We start from the raw sequence: 21,591 nt of genomic DNA, 5'->3' as shown, positions 1-21,591 counted from the left end.
ATTTGAGTGAAGTCAAAGACCTCACTCACACCATGATCATCTGACTAGACAGCTACCGCACGTGGCTCGCTACGACGCAACGCACGCATCTTGTGCAACGTATCCGCGCACGTTTTCGCCGCTTCCTGGCCTTTATGCACAAAGTGCTCGAAGAAGAACTTCTGATGTTCTTCGCCCGCATGGAAGTGGTGCGGGGTCAAAACCACGGAGAACACCGGCACTTCGGTTTCCAGCTGAACTTGCATCAAGCCGCTGATCACCGACTGGGCGACGAATTCGTGGCGATAGATGCCGCCGTCGACTACCAGGCCCGCCGCTACGATGCCGGCATAACGACCGGATTTGGCCAGCAGCTTGGCGTGCAGCGGAATTTCAAAGGCGCCGCCGACTTCGAAGAAATCGATCTCCGATTCCTGATAACCCTGAGCAATCATTTCGGCCACAAAGCCCTTACGGCTCTGATCGACGATTTCTTTGTGCCAGCAGGCCTGGATGAACGCAACGCGCTCGCCCTGATGGTTTTTGCTTTTGCTATCGATTGCGGTGGGTTGCATGTTCTGACTCCTGTTTATGTAAAAAACAGGGCATATGAATCGAATGGGATTTAATGGCACGCAGGCACAAATGCCTGCGGACGGCGCTTTGGTATAGAGCCTAGGCGGCGCCAATCCCGTTCTCTCTTCATCCGGACTATGACCGTCGGCCCCGGGATCACACCGGGTCTGCTGACCTTGCCGCCATCACAGCCATTGCCGTATCTGTCGCCAAGCGCTCGCGGGCTATGCGCATTGCGCGCAATTACCGCCGGTGGGGAGTTGCACCCCGCCCTGAGAACGTTTTGCCGCCAGATTGTTTGGCGGCGAAGCGTTTTTAACACATATTTCTCACCTGTGCATTGCTGCTATCTGATGATTGCTATCGACTTTTTCGTCGGTTCGAGAAGCCTTTTCGCACCCAAGGGTTGATTATTCGTCGGCATGACCGCAGTAATTCCTACTTGAAAGGGATTTTCCCCTGCTTACCGAGGCCAGATTCATGAGCGTTATCGATCTTCGCAGCGACACCGTCACCCAACCGACCGCAGGGATGCTCGACGCGATGGCCAGCGCGGCCACCGGTGACGACGTTTACGGCGAAGATCCGACGGTCAATCGACTGGAAACCGAGCTTGCGAATCAGTTGGGTTTTGCTGCGGCGCTGTTTGTCCCGACGGGCACCATGAGCAATCTGCTGGGCTTGATGGCCCACTGCGAACGCGGTGACGAGTACATCGTCGGCCAGCAGGCTCACACCTATAAGTACGAAGGTGGCGGTGCGGCCGTGCTCGGTTCGATTCAGCCGCAGCCACTGGAAGTGCAGGCCGACGGATCGCTGGACCTGGCCCACGTGGCGGCCGCGATCAAACCGGACGACTTCCACTTCGCCCGGACTCGCTTGCTGGCGTTGGAAAACACTATGCAGGGCAAGGTTTTGCCACTGGAGTATCTGGCGCGGGCTCGTAGCTTTACTCGCGAACATGGGTTGCAACTGCACCTGGACGGCGCGCGGCTGTACAACGCGGCGGTCAAATTGGGTGTCGATGCCCGGGAAATCACGCAGTATTTCGATTCGGTCTCGGTCTGCCTGTCCAAAGGCCTGGGCGCGCCGATCGGTTCGGTGCTGTGCGGCTCGGTCGAATTGATCGCCAAGGCGCGACGCCTGCGCAAGATGGTCGGCGGCGGCATGCGCCAGGCCGGGATTCTGGCGGCAGCAGGTTTGTACGCGCTGGATAACCATGTTCAGCGTCTGGCTGATGACCACGCCAACGCGCAGTTGCTGGCCGAAGGCTTGCGAGCGGCGGGTTACGAGGTCGAGTCGGTGCAGACCAACATGGTTTACGTGCAGATGGGCGACAAGGCCGAGGCCATCAAGGCGTTTGCCGCCGAACGCGGGATCAAGCTGAGCGCTGCCGGACGTCTGCGCATGGTCACGCACATGGACGTCAGCCGCGCTCAAATCGAGCAGGTCGTCGCGACATTCGTCGAGTTTTCGCGCAACTGATAGCGTTAGCGGTCCAATTGACCGTTTCTATCGTATAAACACGCTGTACCCCGCGCGCAGGGCCGATATAATGCGGCCCTTTGCCGTCGCTTCGTCTGTTGACGTTTCGCACAGGCCTTTGGCCGCAGCCTCCGTGGAAGAACCTAATGAAAAGCGCAGAAATCCGTGAAGCCTTCCTTCGCTTCTTCGAAGAGCAAGGCCACACCCGTGTAGCCTCCAGCTCTTTGATTCCGGGCAACGACCCAACCCTGCTGTTCACTAACGCGGGGATGAACCAGTTCAAGGACTGTTTCCTGGGCCAGGAAAAGCGCGCGTACACCCGCGCGGTCAGCAGCCAGAAATGCGTGCGCGCCGGCGGCAAGCACAACGACCTGGAAAACGTCGGTTATACCGCCCGTCACCACACATTCTTCGAAATGCTGGGTAACTTCAGCTTCGGCGATTACTTCAAGCGCGATGCGATCACCTACGCCTGGAACTTCCTGACGTCCGAACAGTGGCTGAACCTGCCGAAAGAAAAGCTCTGGGTCACCGTCTACGCCAGCGATGACGAGGCCTACGACATCTGGACCAAGGAAATCGGGGTTCCGGCCGAGCGCATGGTTCGTATCGGCGACAACAAAGGCGCGCCGTACGCGTCCGACAACTTCTGGACCATGGGCGATACCGGCCCGTGCGGTCCTTGCACCGAGATTTTCTACGATCACGGCGCTGACATCTGGGGTGGCCCACCGGGCTCGCCGGAAGAAGATGGCGACCGTTACATTGAAATCTGGAACAACGTGTTCATGCAGTTCAACCGCACCGCCGATGGCGTGTTGCACCCGTTGCCAGCGCCGTCGGTCGATACCGGCATGGGCCTGGAGCGGATCAGTGCCGTGCTGCAGCACGTTCACTCGAACTATGAAATCGACCTGTTCCAGAGCCTGCTGAGCGCATCGGCCAAGGCCATCGGTTGCACCAACGACAATCAGGCGTCCCTGAAAGTCGTCGCCGACCACATTCGCTCGTGCGGTTTCCTGATTGCCGACGGCGTGCTGCCGTCCAATGAAGGCCGCGGCTACGTGCTGCGCCGGATCATTCGTCGCGCCTGCCGTCACGGCAACAAGCTGGGCGCCAAGGGCAGCTTCTTCTACCAGATCGTTGCGGCCCTGGTCGCCGAGATGGGCGAAGCCTTCCCAGAGCTGAAATCCCAGCAGGCGCACATCGAGCGTGTACTGAAGGCTGAAGAAGAGCAGTTCGCCAAGACCCTGGAGCAGGGCCTGAAAATCCTTGAGCAGGATCTGGCCGATCTCAAAGGTGACGTGGTGCCGGGCGACGTAGTATTCAAACTCTACGACACCTACGGTTTCCCGATGGACCTGACCGGCGACATCGCTCGCGAACGCAGCCTGACCATCGACGAAGAAGGCTTCGAGCGCGAAATGGAAGCCCAGCGCGTCCGTGCCCGTTCCGCCAGCTCATTCGGCATGGACTACAACAGCCTGGTCAAGGTTGATGTGGCCACCGAATTCACCGGCTATGAAGCGACTAAAGGTTCGGCGAAAGTCGTTGGCCTCTATAAAGATGGCCAGTCGGTTGACGTCCTCAGTGAAGGCGAAGAGGGTGTGGTCGTACTGAACCAGACGCCGTTCTACGCTGAATCCGGCGGTCAGATTGGTGACTGCGGTTACCTTCAGGTCGGCAACGCGCGCTTTGACGTGCGTGACACCACCAAAACCGGTGGCGCCTTCTTGCATCACGGCGTACTGGCCTCGGGCAGCCTGACCATCGGCGCACCGGTAGAAACTCATGTTGATGCCGAAGTACGTCACGCGACTTCGCTGAACCACTCGGCGACTCACTTGTTGCACGCCGCATTGCGTCAGGTGCTGGGCGACCACGTTCAGCAAAAAGGCTCGTTGGTCGACAGTCAGCGCCTGCGCTTTGACTTCAGCCACTTCGAAGCCATCAAGCCTGAGCAGTTGAAGGCGCTGGAAGACATCGTCAACGCCGAGATTCGCAAGAACTCCGAAGTTGAAACCGAAGAAACCGATATCGAAACCGCCAAGCAGAAGGGCGCCATGGCGCTGTTCGGCGAGAAGTACGGCGACAACGTGCGCGTGCTGAGCATGGGCGGTAGTTTCTCCGTCGAGCTGTGCGGTGGTATCCACGCCAACCGGACTGGTGACATCGGCCTGCTGAAAATTATCAGCGAAGGCGGTGTGGCTTCTGGCGTGCGTCGTATCGAAGCGGTCACTGGCGCCGCGGCGCTGGCATACTTGAACGCTGCTGAAGAACAACTCAAGGAAGCGGCCAACCTGGTCAAGGGTAGCCGCGACAACCTGATCGACAAGCTGTCGGCTGTGCTGGAGCGCAACCGTCTGCTGGAGAAGCAACTCGAGCAGCTGCAGGCCAAGGCTGCCAGTGCGGCGGGCGACGATCTGTCGGCTTCTGCCCTGGATGTCAAAGGCGTGAAAGTGCTGGCCGTGCGTCTGGACGGTCAGGACGGCAAGGCGCTGCTGGCGCTGGTCGATCAACTGAAAAACAAACTCGGCCGCGCAGTGATCCTGCTCGGCAGTGTCCATGAGGAAAAGGTCGTTCTGGTTGCAGGCGTAACCAAAGACCTGACTGGCCAACTCAAAGCCGGTGATTTGATGAAGCAAGCCGCTGCGGCAGTGGGCGGGAAGGGCGGTGGTCGTCCAGACATGGCGCAAGGCGGTGGTACTGACGCTGGCGCACTGGATGCGGCATTGGCCCTGACTGTTCCATTTGTAGAGCAGGGTTTATAAGGCAGTGTGTCCGGCCCGCAGTCTAGTGGCGGGCCAGAACGCTGTTTGAGTGATTATTTGGGCGCCCTTCATGGGCAGAGGCGGCTTTGAAATGGCTTTGATCGTACAGAAATTTGGAGGCACCTCGGTCGGCACTGTCGAGAGAATCGAGCAGGTCGCCGACAAGGTTAAGAAATTCCGCGAAGCCGGCGATGACCTGGTGGTCGTGCTGTCTGCAATGAGCGGCGAAACCAACCGTCTGATCGATCTGGCCAAGAAAATCAGTGGCGACGGCCAACCGGTTCCTCGTGAGCTGGACGTGATCGTCTCCACCGGTGAGCAGGTGACGATTGCACTGTTGGCCATGGCGCTGATCAAGCGCGGCGTGCCAGCGGTGTCCTACACCGGCAACCAGGTGCGGATTCTGACGGACAGTGCGCACAATAAAGCGCGTATCTTGCAGATTGATGACCAGAAGATTCGTGGCGACCTGAAGGCTGGTCGTGTGGTCGTTGTCGCCGGTTTCCAGGGCGTCGACGAGCACGGCAACATCACCACCCTCGGTCGTGGCGGTTCCGACACCACCGGCGTGGCGCTGGCGGCAGCCTTGAAGGCTGATGAATGCCAGATCTACACCGATGTCGACGGCGTCTACACCACCGACCCGCGTGTGGTGTCCGTGGCTCAGCGTCTGGACAAGATTACCTTCGAAGAGATGCTGGAAATGGCCAGCCTCGGTTCCAAGGTGTTGCAGATCCGTGCGGTGGAATTCGCCGGCAAGTACAACGTTCCGCTGCGCGTACTGCACAGCTTCAAAGAGGGTCCGGGCACCCTCATTACTATTGATGAAGAGGAAACCATGGAACAGCCGATCATTTCCGGCATCGCTTTCAACCGCGATGAAGCCAAGCTGACCATCCGTGGCGTGCCAGACACCCCGGGTGTTGCATTCAAGATCCTCGGCCCGATCAGTGCCGCGAACATCGAAGTCGACATGATCGTGCAGAACGTTGCGCACGATAACACCACCGACTTCACCTTCACCGTGCATCGCAATGACTTCCAGGCCGCGCAAACCGTGCTGGAAAACACCGCTCGCGAGATCGGTGCCCGTGAAGTCGTTGGCGACATCAAGATTGCCAAGGTGTCGATCGTCGGTGTCGGCATGCGCTCCCACGCAGGCGTGGCCAGTCGCATGTTCGAATCCCTGGCCAAGGAAAGCATCAACATCCAGATGATCTCGACCTCGGAAATAAAAGTCTCCGTAGTGATCGAAGAGAAGTACCTGGAACTGGCTGTGCGCGCTCTGCACACGGCTTTCGAACTGGACGCACCGGCCCGTCAGGGCGAGTGATGCGTTAACCGAAGGGCGCGGTCTGACCGCGCCCTTTTGTTTTTTTGAATGGCGCGACTCGAGGCTGTTCTTTTGCTCGCGCTAGTCAATACTCAGGCATGTAGGGCTGCGATCGTTCAGGTTGTAGGTCGAGTGCCTTTTTTTTGCAGACTGTTGTCCCTGAAATGAAATGCGTGAGGAGAAAGGTATGCTGATTCTGACTCGTCGGTGCGCAGAAAGCCTGATTATTGGTGATGGCGAAATCACCGTGACCGTGCTCGGCGTCAAAGGAAATCAAGTGCGTATCGGTGTCAACGCCCCGAAAGAGGTTGCGGTCCACCGTGAGGAAATTTACCTGCGTATAAAGAAAGAGAAGGACGAAGAACCAAGCCATTAATTTTTATCGTTTTTTATGTTTGCAAACGGGGAAGAAGCTGGTTAATATACGCCCCGTGTTGCGGAGAGCTGGCCGAGTGGCCGAAGGCGCTCCCCTGCTAAGGGAGTACACCTCAAAAGGGTGTCGGGGGTTCGAATCCCCCGTTCTCCGCCATTATTTGCGTAGTACGTTGTAATCTGGCTTCTTCGGTAAGTGTTTGAAATTACTAGAAAAAGTGTTTGACATAGAGATTAGACGGCCTATAATGCGCGGCAACAAATGCACTCGTAGCTCAGCTGGATAGAGTACTCGGCTACGAACCGAGCGGTCACAGGTTCGAATCCTGTCGAGTGCACCATTTAAGAGTCATCTGCAGTAATGTGAATGACTTGGCTTCAACCAGTTGTGATCTGGTATAAAAACACAAATGCACTCGTAGCTCAGCTGGATAGAGTACTCGGCTACGAACCGAGCGGTCACAGGTTCGAATCCTGTCGAGTGCACCAAACACCAAAAAGCCCGCGTTTAACGCGGGCTTTTTGCCGTCTGGGATTTGGCTTTTCCTTTGGTGCATCCTCTCTCATCGAACTCAACGTGTGCGCTACGACCTCGCCGGGTGTCGTAACGGTAACTCGTGGCCGAATTGCGAATACTGATCTTGTCTGGCTTGCCAAGGGCGCTCTCGACGTCCTGCTGACTCATGCCGGCAACAATCCGCTGATTGATGATCGCTTCGCGGCGTTCTTTGGCGCTGATGAGGTTTCCACATTTGTCATCGGTCTTGCCGACGACGGTCGGATCTCTCCTTTTGATTTTCATACCTGATGTTTCGCGATTCTCGGCTTCCGGCATGAGAGCGGTCACGCTGCCCGGGGTGAAGGTGCGGACATCCTGAAGCGAAAGGCTGTCTCCGGCCGTACAGCTCAACGTAGTGAAGGTGATGCGCCCGTTGGCCGCCTCGCAGCGGTGAACGGTCGTGGCAAGCACCCAGGGCGACGGGCAGAGCAGGGTGATCAACAAAAAACAATGTGCATTCGATCGCATCAAACGTCCTCCATGACGGTCCATCTGAAGGGTAGTCGTTACATTTTTCGGTCGTGGTGTGTTTTCTTTTCAGGATGAGTCGTCGCAGTTTGGTGGATCAGGCGGCGCTCAGGTTTGTCTTGCAAGCACTTGTTTCAGCCACGATTTTTTAACGTTTAAAACCGTCGGGCGGTGTATCATTGCGCCCGTCAGCCCCGCCGGGGCTTGTGGAATACCTCCATGGACTTACCCAGTAGTTACTCAGTACCCCGTTTTTCCAATCATGAATTGACTGATTGATCCTTCCGGCGTGCCCCGCTGCTGGGAGTGGAGTTCGCCTATGTCTGAAGTTGAAGTAAAGAAAACGCAGGAAAGCTTGCAGGACCGCCTCGCTCAAGTTGTTGAGCTGCTGCAGCGTCAGCGGGTGGTCGAAGACCTGACTCACCGCCAGGAAGGTCCGCATCACGACCGGGTCGAGAACCTGGTTCACCGGCAAAACCTCGTCGAGTTGCAACGCAAGCTCGATGATCTGCACTCCGCCGACGTCGCCTACATCCTTGAAGCCTTGCCGCTGGACGATCGTCTGACGCTCTGGCAATTGGTCAAGGCCGATCGCGACGGCGACATTCTGCTCGAAGTATCCGATTCGGTTCGTGAAACGCTGATCGCCGACATGGACGATCACGAGCTCCTGGCTGCGGCCAAGGACATGGATGCCGACGAACTTGCTGACCTGGCCTCCGAGCTGCCGCGAGACGTCGTCCACGAGCTGATGGAAACCCTCGATGGTCAGCAGCGTGAGCGCGTCCGCTCTGCGTTGTCCTACGACGAGGAGCAGGTCGGTGCGCTGATGGACTTCGAGATGGTGACGATCCGTGAGGATGTCAGTCTCGAAGTGGTTTTGCGTTACCTGCGTCGCCTCAAGGAGTTGCCAAGCCACACGGACAAACTGTTCGTGGTCGATTACGACGGCGTGCTCAAGGGCGTGCTGCCAATCAAGCGTTTGCTGGTCAACGACCCGGAAAAACAGGTTTCTGAAGTCATGGCCAGCGACCCGGTGAGTTTTCACCCGGACGAAGACGCCTATGACGCTGCTCAGGCATTCGAACGTTATGACTTGATCTCGGCGCCTGTAGTCGACAAGAACGGCAAGCTGATCGGCCGTCTGACCATCGATGAAATGGTCGACCTGATTCGTGAAGAGAGCGAAAACGAAGTTCTCAACATGGCGGGTCTGCGTGAAGAGGAAGATATTTTTGCGTCAGTCTGGAAATCCCTGCGTAACCGTTGGGCCTGGCTGGCAATTAACCTGATCACCGCATTCATCGCATCCCGGGTGATTGGTCTTTTCGAAGGCTCCATCGAGAAATTGGTGGCGTTGGCGGCACTGATGCCGATCGTGGCGGGTATCGGTGGTAACTCGGGTAACCAGACGATCACCATGATCGTTCGGGCCATGGCGCTGGATCAGGTCAGCACCGGCAACACTTCGCGCCTGATGCGCAAGGAGTTGGCGGTAGGTCTGATCAATGGCCTGGTCTGGGGGGGGGTGATCGGTGTCGTCGCCTATCTGCTGTATGGCAGTTGGTCTCTGGGGGTAGTGATGACTGCTGCCATGACGCTCAACCTGTTGCTGGCGGCATTGGCGGGGGTGTTGATTCCCATGACCCTGGCGCGGCTTGGGCGTGATCCTGCGATGGGCGCCAGTGTGATGATCACCGCTATGACGGACAGTGGCGGGTTCTTCATCTTTCTCGGGTTGGCGACGATCTTCCTGCTCTGACTTATCGATATAAAAAACCCGCCAATCAATCGGCGGGTTTTTTTATGTCCGAATTTCAGGCAAAAAAAAGCCAGCGATTAAGCTGGCTTGAACTTTCGGATGAAATCAGGAAGCGTCTGTGGCCATTTCGGCATCATGCGCAATCAGCGAAACAAGAGCATTCTGCTGACGGTGGGAGAGTTGGCGGAAGCGTTGCAGCAGTTCACGTTCGTGCAATGACAGCTCCGGGCTGTCCAGGCGCATGCTCAATTCTTCGCCCAGTGCGCCTTCCTGAATAAGGCTCTGCTCAAGGCGCGCGATGATTTCGGAGTTCATGCTGCGATGATGATTGCGAGCCACCTCGGCAATGCGTTCACGCATTCCGTCTGGCAGACGTACGACGAACTTGTCAGCCGTACGGCTGGAATAAATTGCCTGTTTCAATGGGCGCATATATTTAACCGGTTAGTTCAGGGGAGCGGTTCTCGGGATTGGCCGCAGGATGTCTGATATGACAAGCGGTCTGGCCAAATGTTCAACCTGAATTGATAGAGGCTCGCATCATGCCTCAAAGTAGCCAGTTCGTTGGCGTCAATTCTGTGACAAATATTGAACTGGATAAAGGCGTTATGCCAGCACCAATTATCAGAAATGCGGACTGGTTTGAAAAGTTTGCCCTGGTCCGTATTGCTGGCCGTTTCCTCTTGCCCGACAGGTGATGTCCTGAGACGCCTGAAGGCGCATGCTGTGCAGATTCGATCAGCGTTCCTTACTTGTACAGGATAGTGGCAATTGGCCGATTTACTAGGGGAAGACGTGCAGTGGGAGGTGATTTCAAGATGGATGGCAGGCTGATTTACTTGATGGGGCCTTCTGGGTCCGGCAAGGACAGCCTCATCGAAGCCGCTCGTGAGCCGTTGCAGACGCTCAATTGTGAAGTGGTGCGTCGGGTCATCACGCGGTCGACCGAATCAGTGGGCGAGGATGCGATTGGCGTTTCCCGGGAAGAGTTCGAGCAACACAGAGTCGAGGGTGATTTCGCGCTGTGCTGGAACGCCAATGGCCTGGATTACGGTATTCCGATCGAAATAGATCAATGGCTCAATGACGGTCGGCACGTCTTGGTCAACGGCTCTCGCGGCCATCTGGCTCAGGCGCTGCGACGGTATCCAACGCTATTGCCGGTTCTCTTGACCGTCAAGGATGAAGTGCTGCGAGAGCGCCTGCTGCGCCGTGGTCGCGAAAGTTTTGCTGAGATTGAAGCGAGGCTGCACCGCAATGGGTTATTCACGGCAGAGGGTTCAATCGGTGACGCGCAGATCCATCGACTCGACAATTCAGGCGAACTGTCCACCACGGTTGCCAATCTGCTGGACCTGTTGAGGATTAACGCAGTACCGGATCGAACTTGATCTTGCGCCCGGCAATCAGCGCCAGCACAAACAGCGCACCGAACACGCCGCTGGCGATCAAAGGCAGGGTGACGACCGTATCCTGGACCACTGACAGATGAAGAACGCCACTCAGTAAGGCGAGGATGAAAAACCCTGCGGCTGATTTGGACATGCGGTGCTCCTGATGGGGGTGATTCAAAATACCAAACGTTCTGAAGACTGAGCCGGCAGCAGAATGCCCTCCTGGCTCACCTCTTGGCTGACAAAGCTGCGCTGATCGCTCATTACCGCCAGTTGAGGTGCTCTTTGCACCTGAAGGTAATGAGGCATGCGTTGAGCAACCGGCTGAACACCGCTCTCGGGGGCAAAATGAAAGCCCAGCAGAATCGCCAGAGCGGTCGCGATCGAGAGTAAAAGGGCGCTGTTCATGAGGCTTGCCTCCGTTGTTCTTCGAGAACAGCTAAAGCAGCCCGCATGCCAAGAGTCTAGCGGTAATTAAATCCTTTAAAAACAATGAATTAAGATATTTTCCCGAAGTGCCTGCATTGCATTTTGCAATGATGGCCTTTTGCGGTGATGCAATTTGCACGGTAAACAAAGCCACGCTCCTGCGAGGCGTCTGCCTACACTTAAAAAGCCCAAAGGACGACATGACAAAAGCAGGCCTGCCCGTTAACATGCACGCCGTCCATCGCACCGCGTTTCTTCGTGGTCGATCTGTGTCTCAGTAGCTCAATTGGATAGAGCATCCCCCTCCTAAGGGGAAGGTTGGCAGTTCGAACCTGCCCTGGGACACCATAAATTTGAAAGCCCCACGCAGAGTGATCTGGTGGGGCTTTTTTGTGGCTGTCTGCAGCGGTGGATTCAGCTCCAGCCCAACATCAAGCCGTCAGCGTATGGTCAGCCTCCCCAAACCAGGTGCGCACCAGATCGGTACCGCTCGTGCCCGTGTTGGCAAGGACCGCCACATCGGCGAAGTTTGTACCATTGGCTGCGCCATCGACATCCACCTTCACGGTGATGTCGCTGCCGGACTGCGCCAGTTGGACAAAGTCGGACACCTGGCTGGTGCCGTTAACGAAGTTGGCGTTGAGCAGCGCGGAGAGGTCGACTGTGTCACCTTCGGCGAAGTTGTAGTCGAGAATATGGTCGCCGCCTTCATTCACGTTGAAGTAGGCGAACATATCGGCTCCCGCGCCACCGCTGAGCGTGTCCTCCCCGCCACGACCGACAATGATGTCGTTGCCGTCGCCGCCACTGATTACGTCCGCCGCCATAGTCCCCACCAGTGTGCCGCTGGATTCACCGTGGTAACTGACCTGGGTACCGGCCTCGCCGCCGTCGGTGGCCTGGAAGTCATTCACCGAATAGTGGCCCAGCAGATTCACTTCAGCCCGGTGCACACCGTCATCCACCGTCAGCAGGCCGCCGGCGCCAGAGGCGTTGGCGTTGTAGCTGAGTTGGGTGTTGGCGCCGAAGGCGAGATCGCCGAAGGTTAGCATGTCATCGCTTTCCAGACCGAGGATGCCGACCAGCGAGCCCGCCGCTTCGGCCTGTGCGATCACTAGCGTGCCCGCACCTTCGCCGTGGAAGGCGACTGAGGTATGGGCGGTGCCATCGAAGCTCAGGGTTGCGTCGCCGTCGATGGTGGCGCTGCCATTGCCGGTCACGTCGGCCAGCAGGTGCAGGTCGCTACCATTGGCCCACAGGTGGCCGGAGTTGTCGACCGCACTGGCCACCGTCATCCCGCCTGTACCCGTAGATTCCAGCACTCCGCTGTTGGTTATGGTGTGGGTGCCGGTGTCGAGCACCAGGCTGTTCACGCCGCTGGCCAGGATCAGCCCCGCATTGACCAACACCATCTGCCCGGCGCCCAACTGGCCGGCGCCGGTAATGCGGTTGTCGACGTTGGTCAGCACGGTGTCGGCGCTGCCGCCGAAAATCACGTTCTGCGCGCTGTCGGATAGCTGCACTTGACCGCCACCGGTCAAGGTTGCGCCACGAAACAGAATCTCAAGGTGGGTCGCACTGCCGGCGGAGCCGAGCTCGATCGTGCCGCTGTTATGGATGCTGCCACCGAACGGCATGATCGCGCCGTCGGCAATACTGAGGGTCCCGGTGTTGTTGGTGAGCGGGTCCACATCGAACTGGAAGTTCGCTTCGCTCAAGTCCGCCGCATCGACACCTTTGAGGGTGACCGTCTGGTCGGAGCCGATGTTGACTAGCGCATCGCCGTTTGCGTCGTTAGCGATGCTCAAGTCAGCATAACCAGTGACACCGGTGAAGCCGATCAAGTCGATCTTGTCCGCCGCCGCATCGAAGCTATGGATGACGTTATTGCCAATCGGCTGGGCGAACACGAACAGGTCGGCGCTGCTGGAACCGGTGAGGTTGTCGTCCGCTGACAAGGCGAAGATTGGCGAGCCAGGAGCGTAGGCCTCGACATTGTCACGAATGACTTCGCTTTCCACCGTGCCATCGGCATTGGTCCAGGTCATGGTGACCGGCAAAACCCTGGCGCCCACGAAATCCGCGGCTGTCGTGACCGTCAGTGTGTCCAGGCTGCTCTGGTCCACCGTCCAGGTGCCATTACCATTGTCGGAGCCCTGGTTCAGGGTCCAGCCTGCGGGAAGACCGGAAATGCTCACCGTGGTGACACCTGCGTGAGTCACCGCATCGGCCAGGCCCAGGTTAATCGGGCTGCCGGCAATACCGGCTGGACCGAAGGTATTGTCATGGACAACGATATCTGAGGCTGTGATGTTAGCGACCCCGGCCAACGTCGTAACGTTGTTCAGCGTTGCCACTTGTACCCGACTCGCCGTATTGCTCCAGTCTGTGTCAAACCAGATTTCGCCCTTGCCGGTCGTCGAGTTGAATACGATCACGTAGGTGTTGGTGGCACCGCCGCCAGTGCCGGTTGTGATCTGTGCCGTCGTCTGCGAACTCGAGTCGATCACATCAATCTTGTTGTCGTCATTGATGTTGATGTTGCTGATGCTGTTGCGGGTTTGAAAGTCGGCGGAGAGCAGCGCTGTACCGGACGAACTCCCGACGGTTGTGAAGCCGACACCACCCGTCACGGCACCACCCAGGAAGCCAATCTTGTCGGTGTTGTCCGTGTAGTCGGTGATCGTGTCCGTGCCACCGTTGGTGCGCAGCCGGAACTGGTCAGCCCCGCCATTACCGGTCAGCGTATCGTTGCCCGCCTGGCCGTTGATGGTGTCGGCCCCGCTGCCGCCGCTGATGTTATCGACGCCGGATGAACCATTGATATTGAAGGCCTCGGTCTGGTTGCCAAGGTTGAGCGTCAGCCCGGAAGTCGTCAGCGTCACGTTTTCGATATTGGCGATCTGGGCATTGCTGGTGCTGGTGAAGTTCGCGCTGACGTTGAGCGTATCGGTATTGGTTCCGCCGTCGAGCAGCGTGTCGTTCTGCGCACCGTTGATGATGTCGTTGCCACCCGCCGCACTAATGCTGTCTGCACCGGTGCCGCCGGTGATGGTGTCGACACCCGAAGAACCGGTAATGGTGAAGCCTTCGGTCTGGTTGGAGAGGTTCAGGGTCGAAGCCGTTCCGATCAATACATTCTCGATACCGGTAATCTGGCCGTCGCTTGTGCTCGTGAAGAGGGCCCCCGTACTCAGGGTATCGGAACCGGTGCCGCCATCCAGCAGTGTGTCGTTGTCAGTGCCAAAGATCGTGTCATTCCCGCTGCCTGCGACGATTTGATCGGCACCCGAAGTACCAAAGATGGTGAAGCTTTCGGTTTGAGCGTTCAGGGTCAGTACTCCTGACGCTGCGGTGAGTTGTATGTTTTCAATATTCGCGATCTGGCTGTCGCTCGTATTGACGAAGACACTGCCGACATTGAGGGTATCGGTTCCGGTGCCGCCGTCGAGTAGGCGGTCATTCGCCGCGCCGACGATCACGTCGTTGCCCGCGCCGCCAAAAATCCAGTCAGCACCGGCACCGCCGGACAGATTGTCCGTGCCACCGAAGCCGTAGATCGCTGTGTCGGAGCTGCCCGCCGAGAAATTGTTGCCCGCGCTCGTGCCGAGATAGAGCTCCACTACGCCCGCCGCGACACTGCCATCTTTCACCTGCAAGGTACCCGATACCACGGAGCCTTGCTCCACGGGGGACAGATTCGTGCTGGCGCCGCTGGTGATCGAGGGGTTGCCGAACGCTGCGGCAAACGGACTCTGCAGCGACAGCGTCGCATTGTCCGGGTCTGCCGCGACGAAGCTGATCGACGTCTCGGTTATGGCCAAGCCAGAAGTCGTCGGTGCGTCGTTGACTGCCGACACCGTGACGGTCGTTGTCGCGACATTGCTGGCATGGTTGGCCGCCGCCCCATCATCCACCTGGAAGCTAATGGTGCGCGCCGTCGTTGAAGGGTTGTCGCTACTGTTGGAGTAGGTCACCGAGCGCAGTGCGGCCTGATACTGCACCACCGTCGCGGCTCCGGTCAGTGTCAGCACGCCAGTGCCAGCGTTGTAGCTGCCGGTAATGCCATTCTGGTTGGTGAACGCGAGTATGTCTTGACCCGTGGCGAAGTTACTGGTGATCGATACTGTGGCGCCCGTCAGGTTGCTACTGTCGATATCGGTGATCGTCAGCGCCGAGTTGATCGCCGTTGTTGTCTGGTTTTCTGTGTATGACAGCGATCCACCAGTCGTCATTACCGGCGCATCGTTGGTCCCGCTGATATGGACGGTGACCGAGGTGAGGGTGCCGTCGGCACTGCTCACCGCGAAGGTGTCGGTGTAGGTGGTGCCGGCGGCGAACTCGTTGTGGGCCGAGTTGGCAACATAGGTCCAGGCCCCGTCGGTGCCGAGGGAGAACTGGCCGTAGCTGCCGGCGGTGTTGGACTGGACGATGAAGGTTGCGGCGCTGTCGACGTCGCTGATGGTCAGGGTGCCGTTGGTGGTCAGTGGGGCATCGGTTTCGGTCAGCGTGACGCTGGTCGAGGACAGCACGGCAGCGTCGTTGCTGCCGAGAATATGCACGGTGACCGAGGTGAGGGTGCCGTCGGCGCTGCTCACCGTGAAGGTGTCGGTGTAAGTGGTGCCGGCGATGAACTCGTTGTGGGCGGAGTCGGCGACGTAGCTCCAGGCACCGTCGGTGCCAAGGGAGAACTGGCCATAACTGCCGGCGGTGTTGGACTGGGCGACGAAGGTCGCGGCGCTGTCGACATCGCTGATGCTGAGCGTACCAGTGGTGGAGATGTCGGCGGCGGCATCGGTTTCGGTCAGCGTGACGCTGGCCGAGGACAGCACGGCGGCATCGTTGGTCCCGTTGATATGGACGGTGACCGAGGTGAGGGTGCCGTCGGCACTGCTCACCGTAAAGGTGTCGGTGTAGGTGCTGCCGGCAGCGAACTCGTTGTGGGCAGAGTCGGCGACGTAGCTCCAGGCACCATCGGTGCCGAGGGAGAACTGGCCATAGCTGCCGGCGGTGCCAGACTGGGCGACGAAGGTCGCGGCGCTGTCGACGTCGCTGATGCTGAGGGTGCCGTTGGTGGTCAACGGGGCATTGGTTTCGATCAGGTTGGTGATGTCGGCGGACAACACCGCAGCGTCATTGCTGCCGGTGATGGTCACCGTCACTGCGGTCGCGGTGCCGTCGGCGCTGCTCACCGTGAAGGTGTCGGTGTAGGTGGTGCCGGCAGCGAACTCGTTGTGGGCGGAATCGGCGACGTAGCTCCAGGCACCATCAGTGCCAAGGGAGAACTGGCCATAGCTGCCGGCGGTGTTGCTCTGCGCGACGAAGGTCGCGGCACTGTCGACGTCGCTGATGGTCAGCGTACCGGCTGTGGTCAGTGGGGCATCGGTCTCGGTCAGGTTGGCAATGTCGGCGGACAGTACCGCGGCATCGTTAGTCCCGGTGATGTGGACGGTGACCGAGGTGAGGGTGCCGTCGGCGCTGCTCACCGTAAAGGTGTCGGTGTAGGTGGTGCCGGCGGCGAACTCGTTGTGAGCAGAGTCGGCGACGTAGCTCCAGGCACCGTCAGTGCCGAGGGAGAACTGGCCGTAGCTGCCGGCGGTGTTGGACTGGGCAACGAAGGTCGCGGCGCTGTCGACGTCGCTGATGGTCAGCGTACCGGCTGTGGTCAGTGCGGCATCGGTCTCGGTCAGCGTGACGCTGGCCGAGGACAGCGCGGCGGCGTCGTTGCTGCCAGTGATGGTCACCGTCACTGCGGTCGCGGTGCCGTCGGCACTGCTCACCGCGAAGGTATCGGTGTAGCTGCTGCCGGCGGCGAACTCGTTGTGGGCGGAATCGGCGACGTAGCTCCAGGCACCGTTGGTGCCAAGGGAGAACTGGCCATAGCTGCCGGCGGTGTTGCTCTGCGCGACGAAAGTCGCGGCACTGTCGACGTCACTGATGGTCAGGATGCCAGCCGTGGTCAGTGGAGCATCGGTTTCGGTCAGCATGACGCTGGCCGAGGACAGCACCGCGGCATCGTTGGTCCCGTTGATATGCACGGTGACCGAGGTGAGGGTGCCGTCGGCGCTGCTCACCGTAAAGGTGTCGGTGTAGGTGGTGCCGGCGGCGAACTCGTTGTGAGCAGAGTCGGCGACGTAGCTCCAGGCACCATCGGTGCCGAGGGAAAACTGCCCGTAGCTGCCGGCGGTGTTGGACTGGGCGACGAAGGTCGCGGCGCTGTCGACGTCGCTGATGGCCAGGGTGCCGTTGGTGGTCAGTGGGGCATCGGTTTCGGTCAGCGTGACGCTGGCCGAGGACAGCGCGGCGGCGTCGTTGCTGCCAGTGATGGTCACCGTCACTGCGGTCGCGGTGCCGTCGGCACTGCTCACCGCGAAGGTATCGGTGTAGCTGCTGCCGGCGGCGAACTCGTTGTGGGCGGAATCGGCGACGTAGCTCCAGGCACCGTTGGTGCCAAGGGAGAACTGGCCATAGCTGCCGGCGGTGTTGCTCTGCGCGACGAAAGTCGCGGCACTGTCGACGTCACTGATGGTCAGGATGCCAGCCGTGGTCAGTGGAGCATCGGTTTCGGTCAGCATGACGCTGGCCGAGGACAGCACCGCGGCATCGTTGGTCCCGTTGATATGCACGGTGACCGAGGTGAGGGTGCCGTCGGCGCTGCTCACCGTAAAGGTGTCGGTGTAGGTGGTGCCGGCGGCGAACTCGTTGTGAGCAGAGTCGGCGACGTAGCTCCAGGCACCATCGGTGCCGAGGGAAAACTGCCCGTAGCTGCCGGCGGTGTTGGACTGGGCGACGAAGGTCGCGGCGCTGTCGACGTCGCTGATGGCCAGGGTGCCGTTGGTGGTCAGTGGGGCATCGGTTTCGGTCAGCGTGACGCTGGCCGAGGACAGCACGGCTGCGTCGTTGGTGCCGCTGACGGTAACGGTCACCAGTTGAGTGTCCACGCCACCCTGGCCATCGCTGACCTGCACGCTGAACACTTCATCGTGACTCTCGCCCGCCTTCAGCGACTGCACCGCACTGGCGACGCCATCGGTGCCATTGGCCAGGGTGTAAGTCCATTTTCCGGTGCTGTCCACCGCGATCGAACCGTAAGTGCCCGAAGCCGAGCCATTGATGGTCCAAGTGGACGTGGCAGCGTGATCGATGTCGGCCGAGCTGAGCTGGCCACTCACGCTGAGCGTGGTGTCTTCCTGCACTGCACCGGCATCATTGCCCGTTGCGAAGCTGAGTACGGGCGCGTCGTTAGTGCCGATGATAGTGATGGTGACAGTCTGCGTCGCCGAGGCAGCGTTAGCCGCGCCGCTATCGTCGGTCGCGACCACCGCGTAGGAGAAAGTGATGGTTTCACCTGCACCGAGGAAGTCGAGGTTCTGATGGCTGCTGTAGTCCCAGCTGTTCTGGTCGACCGAGAAACCGGCTACCAGCGCCGAGGCCACGCCCGCATTGAGCACGCCAGCGCTCCAGACGATGTCGTTGTTAGCGGTCTGCGACACGGTCACTGTGTCGGTGCTGTCCAGATCGGCAAAGCTCAGGGCTCCGCTGTCACTCAGGGTGGCCGTGCCGTTGCCTTCGTTCATCGCTCCAGTGCTGTCGACAATCGTCAGCGTCGGCTGGTCGTTGGTGCCGGTAATCGTAATGGTCACGGTCTGCACCGTACCGTCGCCTATCGCCACGTTATAGGTCTGGGTGCGAGTCTGGCCTTCGCCGAGGAACTGCAACGCGGCGTTGTTCACCGCGAAGTGCCATCCCAGCGAACCACTGCCCGTGCCGGTGCTGTCGCTCAATGGATCGGTGGTGAAGCTGCCCAAATAGCCGGAAGCGCCCGGTGTGACGCTGACGCTATGGGTGTCGATCAGGTCGACGTCACTGAAGGTGATGCTGCCGTTGGCTGCGTAGTCGCCGCTGTCTTCCTTGGCATCGCCGGCTTGCACGCCGCTGGTGATCTGTACCTGATCGTTGGTGCCGGTAATGGTAATGGTCACGGTCTGTACCGCGCCGTCGCCGATCACCACGTTATAGGTTTGAGTGACGCTCTGGCCTTCGCCGAGGAACTGCAGGGCGGTGTTGCTCACCGCGAAGTTCCAATCCAGCGAACCACTGCCCGTTCCGGTACTGTCGCTCAGTGGATGGAGGGTGAAGCTGCCCAAGTAGCCGGAAGCGCCCGGCGTGACGCTGACGCTGTGAGTGTCGATCCGGTCGACGTCGGTGAAGGTAATGCTGCCGTTGGCTGCGTAGTCGCCGCTGTCTTCCTTGGCATCGCCGGCCTGCACGCCGCTGGTGATCTGCACTTGGTCGTTGGTGCCGGTGATGGTGATAGTTACATTCTGCGTTGTCGTCGAGCCATGCCCATCATTGAGGGTGACCACATAGGTTTCGGTAGCAGTCTGACCCTGGGCCAGATGCTGGGCTGCCGCATTATTCAGGGTGTAAGTCCAGTTAACGGTGCCGTTTGCCGCGTTGGCCGCTTCACTCACTGGCGCAAGGACGAAGTTGCCCAGCGCTGTGGTGTTGCCTCCCGCCGCCACGAAAGAGGCGGTATGTGTGTCGCTCAGGTCGACATCGTTAAAAGCAATAGTGCCTGTCGCATTCAGCGAGTCGGTCAGGCTCGACGTTGTAGTTGGTTCCTCGGTTACCGTGCCGGACTGTGCGCCGATGCCTATTGTCACAGCGTCATTCACGCCAGCGAATTGCACCTGCGCAGTGGCCCAGCTGAGCGTGCCGTTACCCAGACGAATCGCATAGGTAAAGCTGTCTGTCAGGGAGCCTCCGGCAGCAAGTGACTGGAGTTGTGCCTTGAAAGCAGTCGACAACGTAGCGGCGTCGTAGCCGACCTTGCCATCCGACGAAATCCAGATCTTCGCCCCGTTGAAACTGGTGTCAGTGCTCGTCGCCTCAATTCTGCCCGTGTCCTGGATCAGGAGGTCGGCCGGCGCATAAATCTTGGTGGCAGTAGAAAGACTGGTCGCGTCATCGAGTGACCAAAGTGTCTTTGCGTTGCCGCCGAGGTCATTGGACATGACGTCCAGGTATACGACTCCCAGCAGGTCTTCAGTGATGGCCGCGGTGCTCGCGCCAATAACACCGGTAGTGAAAATGTCGTCCTGCGCTTGCGCAGTGTTGGAAAGCGAAGTAACGGTGCCGCCGCTGGTCGTTGTGGTGGTAGCCATGTCTTTCTCCCGGAAATGCCATTTTTTATTTTTAGAATCGTTAGGGACTGCTAACAGGACGATGTCCCGTTCTTGCGCCGCTCAGGTTGTTCTGGGGCGGTGCGAGGCGGCCGTCGGACATCGTCGGCCAGCTGACGGGACAAGCGCTGCCGGTAGAGCCGCGCGGGTATTGCGGGGGTGGAAATGTTCGCCGCGCTTGAGCCGCGGATCGCAGGACAAGTCGGGCGAACGTGGACGCCAGCCTGGGGCTGCGCTGCGCATGGCACGCAATAGACTGAGAGTACCCATGTGGAAGGGTCTCCTGGAGAAAGGCTGGGTGAGGCCGTGTTTTGGGGTAGCACCGACTCAGGGATACGGCCTTTCCTGATATCAGTTTGATGTTGTTTAGTTGTGGGGTCAGGCTTTGTAAAGGTGTTAAGCGCAGTTAACAGTGCGGCGTGCCAATATTCCGACGGATGGGTATTTTGGTGTCAATATTATGTCGATTTGTTTTTGGCGAATGGGTCGTGAGCGCTCAACAATGGCGTGTCTCGAATGAGCTGAAACCCCAATGGGAAGTGGGCTGCCTGAGTCATAAACGTTGGGATACCCGTCATGCCGGTCTCGATGGCTGCTCGAACCACGATAGATAGGTGTTAGGTATAAAGGCGCGCAGGGTAGGGGAGGTCGCACCTTTACGGCCTTGGGGGACTGCCAGTGGTTCGCCGTGCTCGTGGGTATCGGCCAAATAGCGGGCGGTTTCCTGGCGGGCCTGCTCGAGCGTTATCTTACCGACACGGCCAAGGGGGACGTTCTTGTTCCGTGCCCAGGTGATCCTAATAGCTCATATGCCCACTGGGCAGTACGCGGATGAATTCGCTCTGGCCACAATTGCGCCTGCCGCGGGCAGTGCTGTTCTATTGGCCGCCCTTGGATGGTTGTCCAGGACCTGGATAGGGAAACGCCTGAACGTTAGCATCAGACCTTGGACGTTTTCATAGAGGTACCCTGGGCTCCTTTATAAGGAAAAGAATTTTCAGGTGGGGGGTTGACCGCGTATTTTAATACTGTACTATTCGCCTCCCGCTAGCGAGCAGCTTGATGTTGCTTCTAGTCTAAGTAATTGATTTTATTAGAAAATCAGAAACTTTTAAGGTTGCTACTTGGGGATGTGTGCTGTAGAGTGCGCCCCTCGGTTGAGACGAAAGATCTTAACCAACCGCTCTTTAACAACTGAATCAAGCAATTCGTGTGGGTGCTTGTGGAGTCAGACTGATAGTCAACAAGATTATCAGCATCACAAGTTACTCCGCGAGA

General features: G+C 58.8%; 13 protein-coding genes, 4 tRNA genes and 1 riboswitch. Of the genes, 11 read left to right on the top strand and 6 right to left on the bottom strand.

Annotated elements, in window-relative coordinates; all coding sequences use genetic code 11:
• Positions 1-44: 44 nt before the first annotated feature.
• Positions 45-554, bottom strand: coding sequence for a 6,7-dimethyl-8-ribityllumazine synthase (locus KW848_RS28225; RefSeq protein WP_007943897.1), 510 nt, complete (start codon positions 552-554; stop codon positions 45-47).
• Positions 555-668: 114 nt separating this feature from the next.
• Positions 669-839, bottom strand: a riboswitch (FMN riboswitch).
• Between the two features lie 196 nt (positions 840-1,035).
• Here KW848_RS28225 and ltaE point away from each other — a divergent pair.
• The 7 genes from ltaE (at position 1,036) to KW848_RS28190 (ending at position 7,005) form a co-directional block, all read left to right on the top strand.
• Positions 1,036-2,040 carry a low-specificity L-threonine aldolase gene (ltaE, locus tag KW848_RS28220; RefSeq protein WP_218538760.1) on the top strand — a complete coding sequence of 335 codons (1,005 nt, stop codon included), beginning with the start codon at positions 1,036-1,038 and terminating at the stop codon, positions 2,038-2,040.
• Positions 2,041-2,186: 146 nt separating this feature from the next.
• Positions 2,187-4,811, top strand: a complete 2,625-nt coding sequence (alaS, locus tag KW848_RS28215) for an alanine--tRNA ligase (RefSeq protein WP_218538759.1) — start codon at positions 2,187-2,189, stop codon at positions 4,809-4,811.
• Positions 4,812-4,902: 91 nt separating this feature from the next.
• Entirely contained in the window at positions 4,903-6,144 is a 1,242-nt protein-coding gene (locus tag KW848_RS28210) for an aspartate kinase (protein WP_008154299.1), read from the top strand.
• Between the two features lie 187 nt (positions 6,145-6,331).
• Entirely contained in the window at positions 6,332-6,520 is a 189-nt protein-coding gene (gene csrA, locus KW848_RS28205; protein ID WP_002554426.1) for a carbon storage regulator CsrA, read from the top strand.
• 62 nt (positions 6,521-6,582) lie between these two features.
• Positions 6,583-6,673: transfer RNA gene (locus tag KW848_RS28200), tRNA-Ser, on the top strand.
• Between the two features lie 107 nt (positions 6,674-6,780).
• Positions 6,781-6,857, top strand: a tRNA-Arg gene (locus KW848_RS28195).
• A 71-nt stretch (positions 6,858-6,928) separates the two neighbouring features.
• Positions 6,929-7,005 (top strand) — tRNA-Arg (locus tag KW848_RS28190).
• 19 nt (positions 7,006-7,024) lie between these two features.
• Here KW848_RS28190 and KW848_RS28185 read toward each other — a convergent pair.
• On the bottom strand, positions 7,025-7,543 hold the full coding sequence (locus KW848_RS28185; RefSeq protein ID WP_218538758.1) for a cell envelope protein SmpA: 519 nt from the start codon (positions 7,541-7,543) through the stop codon (positions 7,025-7,027).
• A gap of 319 nt (positions 7,544-7,862) precedes the next feature.
• Between KW848_RS28185 and mgtE the strand changes: the two genes are divergently transcribed.
• Positions 7,863-9,305 (top strand): magnesium transporter, encoded by a 1,443-nt coding sequence (mgtE, locus tag KW848_RS28180; RefSeq protein WP_008154295.1) that lies wholly within the window; start codon positions 7,863-7,865, stop codon positions 9,303-9,305.
• A 105-nt stretch (positions 9,306-9,410) separates the two neighbouring features.
• On the opposite strand, the gene KW848_RS28175 is transcribed toward mgtE, so the two are convergent.
• The gene (locus KW848_RS28175; RefSeq protein WP_008154293.1) at positions 9,411-9,737 is read right to left on the bottom strand and encodes an Arc family DNA-binding protein; all 327 of its coding nucleotides are present in this window, start codon (positions 9,735-9,737) and stop codon (positions 9,411-9,413) included.
• A 110-nt stretch (positions 9,738-9,847) separates the two neighbouring features.
• Here KW848_RS28175 and KW848_RS28170 point away from each other — a divergent pair, with 110 nt between their 5' ends.
• Together KW848_RS28170 and phnN are read left to right on the top strand one after the other, a co-directional pair.
• Positions 9,848-10,003 carry a hypothetical protein gene (locus tag KW848_RS28170; RefSeq protein ID WP_165934052.1) on the top strand — a complete coding sequence of 52 codons (156 nt, stop codon included), beginning with the start codon at positions 9,848-9,850 and terminating at the stop codon, positions 10,001-10,003.
• A gap of 120 nt (positions 10,004-10,123) precedes the next feature.
• Positions 10,124-10,696, top strand: a complete 573-nt coding sequence (gene phnN, locus KW848_RS28165; protein WP_218538757.1) for a phosphonate metabolism protein/1,5-bisphosphokinase (PRPP-forming) PhnN — start codon at positions 10,124-10,126, stop codon at positions 10,694-10,696.
• On the opposite strand, the gene KW848_RS28160 is transcribed toward phnN, so the two are convergent.
• Positions 10,671-10,850, bottom strand: a complete 180-nt coding sequence (locus KW848_RS28160; RefSeq protein WP_111451542.1) for a PA3371 family protein — start codon at positions 10,848-10,850, stop codon at positions 10,671-10,673. The genes phnN and KW848_RS28160 overlap by 26 nt on opposite strands.
• Positions 10,851-10,873: 23 nt before the next feature.
• Complete coding sequence (locus tag KW848_RS28155; RefSeq protein WP_111451543.1) at positions 10,874-11,107, bottom strand: hypothetical protein; 234 nt, start codon at positions 11,105-11,107, stop codon at positions 10,874-10,876.
• A 292-nt stretch (positions 11,108-11,399) separates the two neighbouring features.
• Here KW848_RS28155 and KW848_RS28150 point away from each other — a divergent pair.
• Positions 11,400-11,476 (top strand) — tRNA-Arg (locus KW848_RS28150).
• A gap of 83 nt (positions 11,477-11,559) precedes the next feature.
• On the opposite strand, the gene KW848_RS28145 is transcribed toward KW848_RS28150, so the two are convergent.
• Positions 11,560-20,295: a VCBS domain-containing protein gene (locus KW848_RS28145; RefSeq protein ID WP_218538756.1), complete on the bottom strand. Its 8,736-nt coding sequence runs from the start codon at positions 20,293-20,295 to the stop codon at positions 11,560-11,562.
• Positions 20,296-21,591 lie beyond the last annotated feature (1,296 nt).

This window comes from Pseudomonas sp. PDM25 (genome assembly GCF_019219045.1).
Classification (GTDB): domain Bacteria; phylum Pseudomonadota; class Gammaproteobacteria; order Pseudomonadales; family Pseudomonadaceae; genus Aquipseudomonas.
The sequence above is the reverse complement of the archived record's forward strand: the minus strand, read 5'-3'. Positions and strand labels throughout refer to the sequence as shown.

Bases quoted from the DNA above. Each gene is read 5' to 3' on its own strand.
- alaS (WP_218538759.1), top strand. From the start codon at position 2,187: ATGAAAAGCGCAGAAATCCGTGAAGCCTTCCTTCGCTTCTTCGAAGAG.
- mgtE (WP_008154295.1), top strand. From the start codon at position 7,863: ATGTCTGAAGTTGAAGTAAAGAAAACGCAGGAAAGCTTGCAGGACCGC.
- KW848_RS28160 (WP_111451542.1), bottom strand. From the start codon at position 10,850: ATGTCCAAATCAGCCGCAGGGTTTTTCATCCTCGCCTTACTGAGTGGC.
- KW848_RS28185 (WP_218538758.1), bottom strand. From the start codon at position 7,543: ATGCGATCGAATGCACATTGTTTTTTGTTGATCACCCTGCTCTGCCCG.
- KW848_RS28145 (WP_218538756.1), bottom strand. From the start codon at position 20,295: ATGGCTACCACCACAACGACCAGCGGCGGCACCGTTACTTCGCTTTCC.
- KW848_RS28225 (WP_007943897.1), bottom strand. From the start codon at position 554: ATGCAACCCACCGCAATCGATAGCAAAAGCAAAAACCATCAGGGCGAG.
- KW848_RS28210 (WP_008154299.1), top strand. From the start codon at position 4,903: ATGGCTTTGATCGTACAGAAATTTGGAGGCACCTCGGTCGGCACTGTC.
- KW848_RS28170 (WP_165934052.1), top strand. From the start codon at position 9,848: ATGCCTCAAAGTAGCCAGTTCGTTGGCGTCAATTCTGTGACAAATATT.
- KW848_RS28175 (WP_008154293.1), bottom strand. From the start codon at position 9,737: ATGCGCCCATTGAAACAGGCAATTTATTCCAGCCGTACGGCTGACAAG.
- ltaE (WP_218538760.1), top strand. From the start codon at position 1,036: ATGAGCGTTATCGATCTTCGCAGCGACACCGTCACCCAACCGACCGCA.
- phnN (WP_218538757.1), top strand. From the start codon at position 10,124: ATGGATGGCAGGCTGATTTACTTGATGGGGCCTTCTGGGTCCGGCAAG.
- csrA (WP_002554426.1), top strand. From the start codon at position 6,332: ATGCTGATTCTGACTCGTCGGTGCGCAGAAAGCCTGATTATTGGTGAT.
- KW848_RS28155 (WP_111451543.1), bottom strand. From the start codon at position 11,107: ATGAACAGCGCCCTTTTACTCTCGATCGCGACCGCTCTGGCGATTCTG.